Source organism: Paenibacillus sp. DMB5 (assembly GCF_001517085.1).
Lineage (GTDB): Bacteria > Bacillota > Bacilli > Paenibacillales > Paenibacillaceae > Paenibacillus_AQ.
On sequence record NZ_LRAC01000124.1, the window covers coordinates 160671 to 173591 of the forward strand.

General features: G+C 52.9%; 15 protein-coding genes. 12 read left to right on the top strand and 3 right to left on the bottom strand.

The genetic code is table 11. From position 1 onward, the window contains the following. The first annotated feature begins 32 nt into the window (after window positions 1-32). The 11 genes from AWJ19_RS15535 (at window position 33) to AWJ19_RS15585 (ending at window position 9814) form a co-directional block, all read left to right on the top strand. Window positions 33-848, top strand: a complete 816-nt coding sequence (locus AWJ19_RS15535; RefSeq protein ID WP_068725017.1) for a DNA-formamidopyrimidine glycosylase family protein — start codon at window positions 33-35, stop codon at window positions 846-848. Beyond that, window positions 838-1695: a deoxyribonuclease IV gene (locus AWJ19_RS15540; protein ID WP_068725018.1), complete on the top strand. Its 858-nt coding sequence runs from the start codon at window positions 838-840 to the stop codon at window positions 1693-1695. The genes AWJ19_RS15535 and AWJ19_RS15540 overlap by 11 nt, the downstream gene beginning before the upstream one ends. A 2-nt stretch (window positions 1696-1697) precedes the next feature. Next, complete coding sequence (locus tag AWJ19_RS15545) at window positions 1698-2042, top strand: cyclic-phosphate processing receiver domain-containing protein (RefSeq protein WP_068725020.1); 345 nt, start codon at window positions 1698-1700, stop codon at window positions 2040-2042. Then, window positions 2039-2371 carry a thioredoxin family protein gene (locus AWJ19_RS15550; RefSeq protein ID WP_068725022.1) on the top strand — a complete coding sequence of 111 codons (333 nt, stop codon included), beginning with the start codon at window positions 2039-2041 and terminating at the stop codon, window positions 2369-2371. The genes AWJ19_RS15545 and AWJ19_RS15550 overlap by 4 nt, the downstream gene beginning before the upstream one ends. Then, on the top strand, window positions 2372-3148 hold the full coding sequence (locus AWJ19_RS15555; protein WP_068725023.1) for an ATP-binding cassette domain-containing protein: 777 nt from the start codon (window positions 2372-2374) through the stop codon (window positions 3146-3148). Between the two features lies 1 nt (window position 3149). After that, complete coding sequence (locus tag AWJ19_RS15560) at window positions 3150-4217, top strand: SAM-dependent methyltransferase (protein WP_128083617.1); 1068 nt, start codon at window positions 3150-3152, stop codon at window positions 4215-4217. Between the two features lie 125 nt (window positions 4218-4342). Beyond that, window positions 4343-5758, top strand: a complete 1416-nt coding sequence (locus AWJ19_RS15565) for a serine/threonine-protein kinase (protein ID WP_082707913.1) — start codon at window positions 4343-4345, stop codon at window positions 5756-5758. A gap of 199 nt (window positions 5759-5957) precedes the next feature. Further along, complete coding sequence (locus AWJ19_RS15570; protein WP_068725026.1) at window positions 5958-7511, top strand: ABC-F family ATP-binding cassette domain-containing protein; 1554 nt, start codon at window positions 5958-5960, stop codon at window positions 7509-7511. Between the two features lie 79 nt (window positions 7512-7590). After that, on the top strand, window positions 7591-8646 hold the full coding sequence (locus AWJ19_RS15575; RefSeq protein WP_082707914.1) for a ThiF family adenylyltransferase: 1056 nt from the start codon (window positions 7591-7593) through the stop codon (window positions 8644-8646). Window positions 8647-8660: 14 nt separating this feature from the next. Continuing rightward, window positions 8661-8966 (top strand): Dabb family protein, encoded by a 306-nt coding sequence (locus tag AWJ19_RS15580; RefSeq protein WP_347231119.1) that lies wholly within the window; start codon window positions 8661-8663, stop codon window positions 8964-8966. A 260-nt stretch (window positions 8967-9226) separates the two neighbouring features. Continuing rightward, window positions 9227-9814: a response regulator transcription factor gene (locus tag AWJ19_RS15585; protein ID WP_068725030.1), complete on the top strand. Its 588-nt coding sequence runs from the start codon at window positions 9227-9229 to the stop codon at window positions 9812-9814. A gap of 38 nt (window positions 9815-9852) precedes the next feature. Here AWJ19_RS15585 and AWJ19_RS15590 read toward each other — a convergent pair whose 3' ends face one another. Together AWJ19_RS15590 and AWJ19_RS15595 are read right to left on the bottom strand one after the other, a co-directional pair. After that, complete coding sequence (locus tag AWJ19_RS15590; RefSeq protein WP_068725032.1) at window positions 9853-10359, bottom strand: C40 family peptidase; 507 nt, start codon at window positions 10357-10359, stop codon at window positions 9853-9855. A gap of 277 nt (window positions 10360-10636) precedes the next feature. Beyond that, window positions 10637-11278, bottom strand: a complete 642-nt coding sequence (locus tag AWJ19_RS15595) for a thiamine diphosphokinase (protein ID WP_128083618.1) — start codon at window positions 11276-11278, stop codon at window positions 10637-10639. A 179-nt stretch (window positions 11279-11457) separates the two neighbouring features. On the opposite strand from AWJ19_RS15595, the gene AWJ19_RS15600 reads away from it, so the two are divergent. Then, window positions 11458-11922, top strand: a complete 465-nt coding sequence (locus AWJ19_RS15600; RefSeq protein ID WP_068725292.1) for a low molecular weight protein-tyrosine-phosphatase — start codon at window positions 11458-11460, stop codon at window positions 11920-11922. A gap of 177 nt (window positions 11923-12099) precedes the next feature. Here the strand turns inward: AWJ19_RS15600 and AWJ19_RS15605 are convergent, their stop codons facing one another. Continuing rightward, window positions 12100-12831 (bottom strand): alpha/beta hydrolase-fold protein, encoded by a 732-nt coding sequence (locus AWJ19_RS15605; RefSeq protein WP_068725035.1) that lies wholly within the window; start codon window positions 12829-12831, stop codon window positions 12100-12102. Between the last annotated feature and the right edge of the window lie 90 nt (window positions 12832-12921).

The window sequence follows — 12921 nt, forward strand, 5'->3', positions numbered from 1 at the left end:
GTTTTTTACCAACCTCGAAGGGACGATGATCAATGCCGGAATTGCCGGAAATGGAGAACTACAGAAGGCTGCTTAGCCAGCATCTTATAAATGTACCGATTACGGGTGTGACCGTAAACCGGGAGAAGACGATCAACATGGAGGCTGAAGCCTTCAAAAATGCCCTGCTTGGTGCCCGTATTGTATTTGTGGAGCGCCGGGCCAAGCATATTCTGTTCCATCTGCATGACGGGCGCAGGCTGCTGCTGCATCTGATGCTGGGCGGGCTGCTGTATTACGGGACAGAGGCGGAGCGTCCGGACCGGACTACCCAGGTGGAGCTGGCCTTCGGTGACCAGATCCTGTATTTCATGGGACTGCGTCTGGGGTATCTGCATCTGCTGTCGGTGAAGGAGAGCGAAGCGGCGATGGGCAAGCTGGGACCGGAGCTCTTGGACCGCCGGATGACGGCGGAGCGGTTTGCGGCGCTGCTGAAAGGACGCAGAGGTGCGCTTAAGACCCTGCTTGTGAACCAGCAGGTGATGGCCGGCATCGGCAATTGCTACGCGGATGAAATTGCTTTTGAAGCAAGGCTGCTGCCGTCTGCCCTGGTGCAGAATCTGTCCCCGGAGGCCGTTACGCGCCTGTATGACAGTGTTCGCAAGGTACTGACGGAAGCGACCGAAATCGGCGGATACATGGAAATGCCGTTTATGGCCGGAGATACTGTAACCGGCTCGTATAATGACCAGTGCAAAGTGTATGACCGTGAAGGCGAACCGTGCCTGCGCGGCGGGGGAAACATTGTTAAAGTTGAGCTGTCCGGCCGCAAGGTGTTCTACTGCCCGGACTGCCAGCATGAAGGATAGCCCCAAAATCGGGGCACATGTCAGCATCCGCGGCGGATACGGCCGTGCGGCCCGGTTCGCCTGGGAGAGCGGTGCGGCATGCTTTCAGTATTTTCCGAAGAACCCGCGCAGCCTGAAGCTGAAGCCGCTTGATGTGCGGGATGCAGAGGATTGTGCGGACTTTTGCCGTAAGCATCAGATGGTGTCCATTGCCCACACCCCTTATCCAACCAATATGGCCGCCGGGGCAGCCGGTGCTTCTCCAAGAAAGGTTATGGTGGAGTCACTGCGCAACGATCTGGAGATCGCCGAAGCCTGCGGCTCGCTGGGCATTGTTGTGCATTTCGGAACCTTCGGCACGCTTGAGCCGTTACAAGGCTATCAAAATATTATACAATGTATGAATGAAACGCTCGATTCATGGGAGGGCCGGGCCAAGCTGCTGATTGAGAACCAGGCCGGCAATCACGGACGTGAAGGTATGACTCTGGAAGAGCTTGTCAAGGTCCGCGAGCTTAGCAGATATCCCGGGAAGATCGGCTTCTGCTTTGATACCTGCCATGCTTATGCTGCTGGTATCTGGAACCCTGAACAGACAGATGAGCTGCTGGGGCGGGGAACAAAGCTTGGTTACTGGCCTCATCTTGTGGCGGTTCACCTGAATGATTCCGTGTTTCCTTGCGGGCTGCGCAGGGACAGGCATGCTGGTATCGGGCAGGGGCATATCGGTGAAAAGAAGCTTCGGGAGCTGATGCTCACAGCCCCTTTTCGCCGGGCGGCTGTCGCCATGGAGACCGCCAAAGGTTCTGATGGCACCCACCGCGGTGAGATTGCCGCTGTAAGGAAATGGTATGAAGCGGAGGGTTAGCCGTGATTAACATATTTATGGATGATTGCCGCAAGCGGCCTGCGGGCTTTGCGCTGGCAAGAACGACGGAGGAATGCCTGCTGCTCCTGCGGGAGTGTGCGGTCAATATCCTGTCTCTGGATTATGATATGGGACCGGAGGATTACAGCGGGGATGAAGTGGCAAGGCGGATCGTGCTGGAAGGGCTATATCCGCGCGAAATCTATCTGCACACCTCAAGTTCCGCGGGCCGCAAAGCTATGTATGAACTGCTCTATTCCGCTGTCCCTGCAGGGACTGTGCTTCATAATGGCCCGCCAGGCCATGAGCTGCTGGCAGAAATTGCTGCAGGAGTGACTGCGATATGAAGACATTTAAGCAGATGAATGAACAGGAGCTGGCGTTAGCGCTGGAGCAGCCAGGCGAACCGCTGGTCGTCTTTTTGCATACGCCGCTGTGCGGGACCTGCAAGGCCGCCCGCCGCATGCTGGAGGTGGCAGCGCATCTGCTGCCTCCCGGCCTCCTAATTGCGGAAGCCAATGTGAACATGCTTCCGGGGATCGTCAGCCGCTACCGTATATCAAGTGTGCCGGCGCTGATGGTCTGCAGGGCTGACCAGACCGGCGGGCCGGAAATTTTGTATTCGATGGGCTCTGTAGAGCAGATGCTGGATTACATAAGGAGAGTGGCCTCATAAATGATATCATTACAACATCTTACCCTGCGGAGAGAGCAAAGCCTGATTCTTGATGATGTATCCCTGGATATGAAGCCGGGTGAAAACTGGGTCATCCTGGGACGGAACGGCTCCGGCAAAACAACGATTCTCGAAATGATGACGGGCTATCTGTTCCCGAGCAGCGGGTCGGTCGAAGTGCTCGGATACAAGTTCGGACAGTGCGATGTCCGTGAAGTACGCAAGGAAATCGGTTATATCGGACCATCCCTGATGGAAAAGCTGTCACTAAGTGATCCCGTCTGGGAAGTGGTAGCTACCGGTGCCTATGCTTACCTCCGCTTCTATCAGGCGATTCCGCAGCAGGTGAAGGAGCAGGCAATCAAATTGCTTGAAGATATGAATCTGGGCGGGCTGGCCTATCATCCGTTCGGCACCCTGTCCCAGGGTGAGCGCAAGAAGGCGATGCTGGCCAGATGCCTGATGGCTGAACCGAAGCTGCTCATCATGGACGAGCCCTGCGCCGGTCTTGACCTGTATGAACGGGAAAAAATGCTTGCGGAGGTCGACAAGCTGAAGCAGCGCAATGTTTCGGTCGTCTATGTTACCCATCATGTTGAAGAGATCGTACCGCTCTTTACACATGTGGCGCTGATCCGCGACGGCAAGCTGGCCGGCTCCGGACCCAAAGAAGAAGTACTAACGAAGGAAATGATCATGGCTACATTTGATATTCCTGTGGATGTTGAATGGGATGGCGGTCGTCCCTGGATAAAAATCAGACCTGGAGGCAATTGATTTGAACGATTTAAAACAAGAAACCGGAGAGCAGGCTGCTGCTCCTGAAGATACAATCCTGTCCCGCTATATATGCACCGCCAATCACGGCTTTGCCCCTTATGCCCAGGAGGAGCTGCGCCGTCTGTTCGGAGCAGTGAAGAGCACGCTGCTGCTGCCGGGTGAGATTTTTCTGGCTACGCTGGAGGGCGAACCTGCTGATATAGCTGAGGCGCTGAGTAGTAATCCGCCCATCTTCCTTCGGCATATCCAGCCGGTCCAGTTTCAGGACCAGGGTGATATGTCCGCTATGGAGCGGCTGGCGGTTTATCTGAGCCGGCGCAGTGAGCTGGAGGGGCAAAAGGTGTCCCTGCATGTCCGCAAGGGTACCAATTCCTTCTGGCCGGACAGTCCCGGTGAACTGCGCGAGTGGCTGCAGGAGCGGCTCTCGGACCTGGAAGCGGACTTTACTGTGCAGGACCCTTCCTGGATCATATCCGTCTATGCAGACGGGGATGCGCTGTATGCCGGGGTCTCCCGGCCGGAAGATAACCTGTCCAGCTGGAACGGCGGGATGATCCGCTTCCGCAAGGAGGATGGACAGATCTCACGGGCCAAGTTCAAGCTGATGGAAGCCGAAAAGGAATTTGCCATTCCGTTCTCAAGCTTCCGTAATGCTGTGGATATCGGCGCTTCACCCGGCGGCTGGACTTCGTTCCTGCTGGAACGCGGCCTGAAGGTTACAGCAATCGATCCGGCGCTGATGCATGAATCGCTGCGTAATCAGCCGAACCTGAAGATTCTGCGCAAGAATGCCGGCGAAGTCAAATTCAGCGAGAATGAATTTGATCTGCTCGTATGTGACATGAGCTGGAGTCCCAAGCTGATGGCTAAGCTCGTCACCGGTCTGCTGCACAGCCTCGCACCGGGCGGAACAGCCGTAGTTACCGTGAAGCTGATGCACAAGAAGCCTATGGCAGTGATCAAAGAGATCATCGCCATGTTCGAAGGGGAACGGATGCAGCTCCAGCGGGCAAAGCAGCTGTTCCATAACCGGGATGAAATAACACTTTATATGATTAAATATTAATCAGAATAAATATAAGGAAGATCCGGGAAAGCCTCCCGTTGTCTGCGCCTCCGGCCTTGAGCCGGTCCGGCTGCAGCACGGGAGGCTTTCTTTTTTTTATAATCCAATCGAAGGGGAGACGGCTAATGATTTTTGAATCGAAGCTTGCAGAAGGGGTTCTTCTGGGCGGGAGGTACCGGATTATACGGAAGCTTGCCACGGGGGGGATGAGTCATGTATATCTTGCTGAGGATATGCGCCTGCCGGGCCAGTGCTGGGCCGTGAAGGAGAGCTACAGCCGGAAGGAGAGTTACGTTGCAACAGAAGCGGAGGCGGGGCTGCTTATTTCCCTGAACCACCGGCTGCTTCCGCGGGTTACGGATTTCTTTCCGCCGGATGAACAGGGCTGCAGCTATCTGGTAATGGATTATATAGAAGGCGTCACACTGTCGGATTATATTATGGAGCAAGCTGCACCGCTGAATGGAGCACAGATCATCTCCTATGCCCGCCAGCTGCTGGGGGTACTCCATTACTTGCATAGCCATCATCCCCCGATTATCTACCGTGACCTGAAGCCTGCAAATATTATGCTGACTAAGACCGGTGAACTGAGGCTCATCGACTTCGGAATTGCCCGCAGCTACAGACAGGGAGCTGAGGAAGATACCGAAAAGCTCGGCACTGCCGGTTTTGCTGCGCCCGAGCAATACGGCAGCGGGCAGAGCAGTCCGGTCTCCGATCTGTACGGTCTGGGAGCACTCATGCTGTATATGGCTTCCGGCGGGCTGTACAGCCGCTGGGAGACGGGAATGGAGGTCAGGCTGAACGGCAGAAGCACTGAGGCGCTGATCCCGGTCATTCGCCGGCTGCTGCGTTACCATCCGGAAGAGAGATATCAAAGTGCGCAGCAAGTGCTGCTGGAGCTTGAGCCGGCAGCGGAGTCCGGCAGCAAGCCTGATCCATGGGATATCAGAGGTAGACTGGAGCCAACTCCAGATTTCTCCGCCAATTCGCAGGGCATGGTCATCGCCCTGCTTGGTGTAGCCGAAGGCCTCGGTACAACGCATACTTCACTGGCAGCCGGTAGCTGTCTTGCGCGGAAGGGAAAGACGGCGTGGGTTGGCCTCAGTCCCGATTCTACCGTCTATGAGCGGATATGCAGCCTGCTGGATCATCCGGTAGAAGAAGCAGATGTTCCTGTCAGCTGGAAAGGAATAGATTACTGGCGGCGTCCTGCGGCCGGTAATCTGAGAGGACTCCTTGATAAACCCTACAGTTACATTGTCGTAGACCTTGGTACAGGCGGTTATGATGGGGCTCTTGAAGTATTTGGTAACAGCGGCATTCCGCTGCTGCTGTCTTCCGGGGCGGACTGGCGGCTGGAGGATACCCTGCACTGGCTGCGGCGCAGCGGCTTATGCCCACTGAGGATTGGCGCATTTGCCTGCCGCTGGCCGGCCCTTCAGCTGCTGACCTGCTGGCAGCTGCGCTGCATGGCCGGGTTAAGGTGTGCAGCCTGCCGCTGCAGCAAAATCCTTTTCAGCATAACGGCAAGCTGACCCATATGCTGGATCGCCTTCTGACGGAGACGGGAAAGCTCCATTTACCTGTAAAACGCAGTGGAATATTTCAGAAAAAGGCGAAAATCCGCTAATCCCTGTTTCAGTGAAGTAGACACCTGTGCTAAAATGTTCGTTATATGCACACAGACAGATTATTGCCTCATGCTAAAACTAGATAGGAGCTTAACGAGAATTTATGAGTTTACTTACTGTAGAAAATGTTTCACATAATTTTGGTGACCGGCAATTGTTCAAGAATGTATCCTTCCGCCTGCTGGACGGTGAGCATGTCGGATTTGTAGGGGCGAACGGCGCGGGTAAATCGACGCTGATGAATATTTTAACCGGAACATTGCTCAAGGACAGCGGAAGAGTGGAATGGACGCCGCGGGTCCGGTTCGGTTATCTGGATCAGCATACAAATCTTACACCGGGTAAAACCGTGCGTGACGTGCTCAAAGACGCCTTTCTGCCACTGCTGGAGCTGGAGAAGGAAATGATGGTAATTACCGACAGAATGGGCGAAGCATCACCGGAGGAGCTTGAACTGCTGCTGGAGCAGATGGGTGAAATCCAAGAACAGCTCGATATCGGTGATTTCTATCTGATAGATGTTAAAGTTGAGGAAATGGGCAATGGCCTCGGACTCTCGGCGATCGGGCTGGACCGTGATGTGGCTTCACTGAGCGGGGGACAGCGGACTAAGGTGCTGCTGGCGAAGCTGCTTCTGGAGAAACCAAATGTACTGCTGCTCGATGAGCCTACGAACTACCTGGACGTTGAGCATATCGACTGGCTGACGAACTACCTGAAGCAATATCCGTATGCTTTTATGCTGATTTCCCATGATACCGAATTTATGAATAAGGTCGTTAATGTCGTGTATCATCTGGAATTTGGTAAGCTTACGCGTTACACGGCTAATTATGAGAAATTCCTGGATATGGCTGAAATGAACAAGAACCAGCATATTGAAGCCTATGAGAAACAGCGTGAATTCATCAAGAAGCAAGAGGAGTTTATCCAGAAAAATAAAGCGCGCGCCTCCACCTCAGGCCGGGCGAAGAGCCGTGAAAAGCAGCTTGACCGCATCGAGCGAATTGATCGTCCAGAGGAAGCAGCCAAGCCGAGCTTCTCGTTCAAAGAGAGCCGGTCCAGCGGTAAAACCGTGTTTGAAGGGATTGACTTCGAAATTGGCTATGACCGTCCGCTGCTGCCGAAGCTGAACATGCTGATTGAACGTGGTGACAAAATTGCGATCGTCGGCAGCAACGGAGTGGGGAAATCTACACTGCTGAAAACCATTCTGGGAGTGATACCGCCTTTCAGCGGAAAAACCTACCTGGGGGATTACTTGTATTCCGCTTACTTCCAGCAGGAAGTGAAGGCTGCTAATGTTACGCCCATTGATGATGTCTGGAATGAATTCTCCAGCCTTACTCAGAATGAGGTGCGCGGCTATCTGGCCCGCTGCGGGCTGAAAAACGAGCATATCAGCCGCCCGCTGAGCATGCTCAGCGGGGGCGAACAGGCTAAAGTACGCCTGTGCAAGCTGATGATGCGTGAGAGTAACTGGATTCTGTTTGATGAACCGACCAATCACCTTGATATTATTGCCAAGGCTGAGCTGAAGCGGGCATTACAGGAGTATACAGGTACCGTGCTGCTCGTCTCCCATGAACCCGAGTTTTACGAGGATTGGGTAACGAAAACCTGGAATGTTGAGCAATGGTCTGCGCAGAAGGTATAGAATAATTGCAGGGATCCGGGCAAAACGGCCTTGAAAAGCTGCTTTTTCCCGGATCTTCAATATAGGGGGCTGTACAGGAATGAACGACAGTAATAATATCCAAATCACCGGCCGGAACGGACGTTATTCCCGTCAGGTCCGCTTTGCACCATTTGGTGCAGGAGGTCAGGCAGGGCTTGCACAGGCCAATGTATTAATTGTAGGTACAGGTGCGCTGGGAACCGGAATTGCAGAGACTCTGGCCCGCTGCGGTGTCGGAAGGCTGATTCTGGCTGACCGGGATTATGTGGAGTGGAGTAATCTTCAGCGCCAACAGCTCTATACGGAAGAGGATGCCCGTCTGCGCACCCCCAAAGCCGAGGCGGCTAAAGTCAGGCTGCAGCAGATTAATTCGGAGATTCAGATAGAAGCCCACGTGATGGATGTACGTGCGGAAGAACTGGAGAGCCTGTTGTCCCGGGTAGATCTGATCATGGATGGCACTGATAATTTTGACACCCGTCTGATCATCAACGATATGGCTCAAAAACACGGCATTCCCTGGATTTACGGGGCTTGTGTCGGCAGCTACGGCATTACATACACCATTCTTCCAGGCGAGACACCATGCCTGAACTGCCTGCTTGGAACCGTTCCCCTGGGAGGAGATACCTGTGATACGGCGGGCATTCTGCCGCAGGCGGCGCAGCTTGTAACTGCCAATGCAACCGCAGAGGCGCTCAAGCTGCTGGGCGGCCGGCGCGAACAGCTGCGCGGAAGACTGCTGAGCTTTGACGTGTGGCGTAATGAACACCAGGAAATAGGAGTGAAGGCTGCCAAAAAAGCAGACTGTCCGTCATGCGGCAGCCATGCGGTCTATCCTTATCTGACCGCAGCGAACACCGAGCGCAGCGATGTGCTCTGCGGCAGGGATACCGTGCAGATCCGGCCGGCGCAACGCCGGCAGCTTAATCTGCAGGAGACGGCTGCCAGGCTCGCAAATCTGGGCACCGGCAAGGTGGACAGCAATCCGTATTTAGTCTCGTTTACAGAGGAACCGTACCGTCTGGTTATCTTTGCTGACGGGCGGGCCTTGATTCATGGAACCAGTGATATTGCCGCAGCGCGCAGCGTATATCACCGGTATTTTGGCTGACGAAGGGAGAACAAATGATGGAGACAGGAACGATCCGGCACATGGCGCTGTTTACGCTGAAGGTTCCGGCAGATTCCAGGGAGGCACAGGCCTTCCTTAAAGACGGCGAAGAGATTCTTAGCGGCATTCCGGTTGTACGCCAGTTTGAGGCACTGCGCCAGGTAAGTGCCAAGTGTGAATATGACTTCTGCTTTTCGATGGAGTTTGCGAATCAGGAGGACTACGACAGCTATAATAATCATCCGGACCATCAAGCTTTTGTAAGTGAGAGATGGGAAACGGAGGTTGCGAAATTTCAGGAAGTTGATCTTTTGAAATAATCCTTTGCAGCAGACTGCAGACACATATAGAGCAGGAAAGACCCTTCCTTCCGGAATGGTCTTTTTGCTTTGTGGGGACTCTAAGCATTATCTGCGGCGGGATTACCGCTCTGCAAGGCTGATGGATGCGGGGTAAAAACGATGAATGAAACAATCGTTTGGTTCAGGGCTGGGGGAAGAGATGGCGGGCAGAGGGAAGCGCAGCTGAGTGAGCTGGGGCTTCAGACGGCAATAAGCGAGATCCTGAGGATCTTCGCTTATTGTTAACCAGGATGCAGCCTGTCCTGCTGCTTGCGGAAATTAGTGATGCCGGGGCATGGCCGGGGTGGGAGATCATCTCGGAGTACCGGTCGCAGGGGACCTTTATGCCGGTAATGGTAATAGCAGGCGGGGGGAGCAGCGAGGAGGCAGTTGCTGTATTTGAAGCAGGCGGAAATGAATATATGCTAAGCCCGCTCCATGATGAAGAATTCAGATGCAGGGTGAAGAATCTGCTCTGGCTCACCGGACGCCGGCGCGGCCTTGAATCATTGATCAAAATCGACGGCCTGATGCTGGATGCAAGCCGCAGGCTGGTCAGCCGGGACGGGATCAGGCTCAGCCTGACCCCCAAAGAATTTGACCTGCTGTATTATCTCGCTGTTAATCAGGGGGAAATCTGCCCCCGGGACGAGATTCTACGGCATGTCTGGGGATACCATTTTCATGCGGATACCAATGTGGTCGATGTGTACATCAGACATATCCGGATCAAAGTGGATAAAGGTCACCGGAACAAGCTGATTCATACGGTGCGCGGCACCGGTTATGTACTGAGGGCGCCTAGCGGCAGTCCCTCAGGTGTATAACTGTATTTTCAATACACGGAGCAGATATATACAGCTTCCTACAGTACCCGGCGTGCTTTCAGATACGTTCTTTTCCAGTTGCCGGAATTCAGGTCTGAAACGGTTACGCCCGGGGAACCGTAAGTGTGCAGGATTTTGCCGTTGCCGGCGTATACAGCCACGTGTGTAACGTTCTTGCCGTTAGCCCGGCTGCCGCTGGAGAAGAACACAAGGTCGCCGACACGGAGATTCGATTTGGAGACCGCTTTTCCGACCTTGGATTGGGCTACAGAGGTACGCGGCAGGTTTACACCGTATTTTGCAAAGATATATTTAGTAAAAGAGGAGCAGTCAAAATATCTAGTAGTCGACGTGGAAGCGCCGAATTGATAGCGGGTGCCCAAATATTTTTTACCGAAGTTTACGATGCTTTGTCCGGTAGAGGCTGTCACAGATGCGGCAGCAACGGGTGCTGTGCCGGCTCCTGTAGCCATCAGAGTACTCAGTCCGATTGTAGTGCACATTCCCACGACAACCGCTTGCTTGAACCATTGGTGCTTCTTCATGTTGTAAAAACCTCCCAGGTTTATATCTTTCTTGAATGTTTCTTTCTCTGTTTCGTAGTATAGCAGTTTATAACCAGCCTATATTTTTCCATAAATGTCTCGAATCCAAGCCGGGCCTGGGTTGGAAGCGTTTTATTAAAAAAACATTAAAAGTTACAAAAAATTAATAATTATAAGAAAATGCATAACAAAAAAACCGGAAAACCCTTATGTATCAAGGGGAATCCCGGTTTTACACTTTTGAAACAAAGGTTACAACGATGTCTCCGGATATGTATTAATCCTTGCTCTGGATGATAAGCAGCAGGCCGCTTTCGATGGTAACCGTTCCTGTCTCTTCCAGCAGCCGGTTGCTGACAGCGAGGGACTGGCCCAGCTTGAGCGTTGCATTGTCCAGCGGATACTGGAAGCCCTGCAGGGTAATCCCGGTTACTTCAGGAGTCAGCGGGAGCAGGGAGACATAGGTGAAGCCCTGTTCATGAACATGCACCTGTGATCCGGTAAGCGTGATAAAATTGTTGGCATCCATTACAGAACAGCTTATCTGGCGCTGCAGCGCCCTCGTCATCATCTGAATGCTGGCCAGCGTATGGTCCATTCTTGTGCCTGTTACGCCCATCATTAGGATCGATTCAGGCTGGGTGTTCAGCGCCAGATCAAGCGCCAGCTCACTGTCAGTCAGGTCCTTGTCAACAGGATCGCAGGTAATCGTCTCTTTACTGCCTGCTCTGATCTCCTCCAGCGCTTCAGGGCTTACCGAATCAAAATCCCCGACGGAGATATCCGGCGTAATCCCGCGGCTGACAAGAAATAATGCGCCGCTGTCCGCCCCGATAATAAAATCCTCTTCATCTATATGGTGCAAAAAGTCCTCGGACAGCACACCTCCGGCAAAAATAACAACGCGTTTGGATGGCAAATTAATCTCCCTCCTTCTATTGGTGTTATAGTTTGTCATCCTTCACAAAGTATAATGCAGGATCCAAAAGTTGTACAATTACAGCTGATAAGGCTAAAATAAAGATAGCGGATTTTTTCTACTATAGAATAAAACCTTCAATTTTCAGAACAGAATCAGAGCTGCGGGAGGTGAGAGAAATCGTAAACGTATTATTCGTATGCCTGGGCAATATTTGCCGTTCGCCAATGGCGGAAGCGGTTCTCCGCAGCAAAATTGCAAAGCGCCGCCTGACGGATTCCATCATGGTGGATTCAGCGGGAACAGGAGACTGGCATATTGGAAAAGTGCCGCATGAGGGAACCCGGCGCATTCTCGATCAAAAGGGGATCAGCTATGCCGATATGACTGCACGCCTGGTGGGCAGCAGCGATTTTGACAGCTTTCAGTACATAGTCTGCATGGATAACTCTAACGGCGAGAATGTCCGAAAGCTTCCCGGAGGGGATAAGGCGGAGCTGCTGTTCTTCATGGATCTGCTTCCGGACGAGGAGCTGCGCGAGGTGCCTGATCCTTATTTCACCGGCAATTTCGAACAAGTCTATGACCTTATTGATGCGGGCTGTGATGTGCTGCTGGACAAGATTATTCAGGAGAAGCTATAGCAGCCTACAGGCAGAAGCAATAGGTTAGAATTAGTGTTCAAAATTAGCCTGCCCGGTAACCGTCCTAAAAAAGAGGACGGGCACCGTGTGCCCGTCTCGGATTGAAAGCGTAATCAAACTGCCTGCATCTATACATAAGTTGACTGATTGTTCACTGTTTCGTCATTTTAAGCTGTTTCATGGGGTTAAGAAATAGAGTAATGATTCTGGGAGCTCTTTTTGCCAAAATCCCCAAAGATGCTTGCCGTCCTTCTCGCGGTAGGAGACGGTGGCTCCACGGGCTTCAAGCAGTGCCTTTGTATCGCGGTTCATCTGGACGAAATCGTATACGCCGGTATCTGTCTGATAATCGGTCTCCTGCAGGCCTACCACCATATTGATATTCAGCCAGGATAAGTCATCCTCCCGGGCAATCAGGTCGCGGGATTCGGGATAATAAGCTCCCGACAGGCTTAACACACGGCTGAACAGGCCGGGATAGGCAAGGGCAAGATGCAGGGAGACGCTGCCGCCCAGCGAGTCTCCGGCGATAATCCGCTGATCGGGAGTGCGGCGGACCGGATAATTGTGTTCAATGAAGGGAATAATTTCTTCGGCAAAGCAGGCAAGGTATTGCTTGAAGCGGCTGCCGAAGGGGGCATACTCCTGTGTCCGGACCGCCACGTTCACCTCGACGCCTACAATAATGAACGGCTCGATGTCTTCTTCTATAATGAGCTGTCCGGCAAGGGTGGCGATCCGACCGAAATTGAAAAATTCTTCGCCGTCCTGACAATAAATTACGGGATAGCTGAGTACTTCGTTGTAGCCCGGGGGAAGATAAATGCGGAGCTTGCGTTCCTCCTGCAGCTGTTCACTCCAAAGGGTTTGCTTAACGATTGTTCGTTTCAGAAAAACAGGTTCACTCATGACTGAATCGTCGCCTTTCTTGTCGAATTTTGCATTACACATGCGGTTACGTTAAAATTACCCAAGCGGTAAATGTGTGAAAAATCATTT

Coding starts and splice junctions, on each gene's coding strand:
- AWJ19_RS15535 (WP_068725017.1), top strand. CDS start 33: ATGCCGGAATTGCCGGAAATGGAGAACTACAGAAGGCTGCTTAGCCAG.
- AWJ19_RS15540 (WP_068725018.1), top strand. CDS start 838: ATGAAGGATAGCCCCAAAATCGGGGCACATGTCAGCATCCGCGGCGGA.
- AWJ19_RS15550 (WP_068725022.1), top strand. CDS start 2,039: ATGAAGACATTTAAGCAGATGAATGAACAGGAGCTGGCGTTAGCGCTG.
- AWJ19_RS15555 (WP_068725023.1), top strand. CDS start 2,372: ATGATATCATTACAACATCTTACCCTGCGGAGAGAGCAAAGCCTGATT.
- AWJ19_RS15565 (WP_082707913.1), top strand. CDS start 4,343: ATGATTTTTGAATCGAAGCTTGCAGAAGGGGTTCTTCTGGGCGGGAGG.
- AWJ19_RS15570 (WP_068725026.1), top strand. CDS start 5,958: ATGAGTTTACTTACTGTAGAAAATGTTTCACATAATTTTGGTGACCGG.
- AWJ19_RS15575 (WP_082707914.1), top strand. CDS start 7,591: ATGAACGACAGTAATAATATCCAAATCACCGGCCGGAACGGACGTTAT.
- AWJ19_RS15580 (WP_347231119.1), top strand. CDS start 8,661: ATGATGGAGACAGGAACGATCCGGCACATGGCGCTGTTTACGCTGAAG.
- AWJ19_RS15590 (WP_068725032.1), bottom strand. CDS start 10,359: ATGAAGAAGCACCAATGGTTCAAGCAAGCGGTTGTCGTGGGAATGTGC.
- AWJ19_RS15605 (WP_068725035.1), bottom strand. CDS start 12,831: ATGAGTGAACCTGTTTTTCTGAAACGAACAATCGTTAAGCAAACCCTT.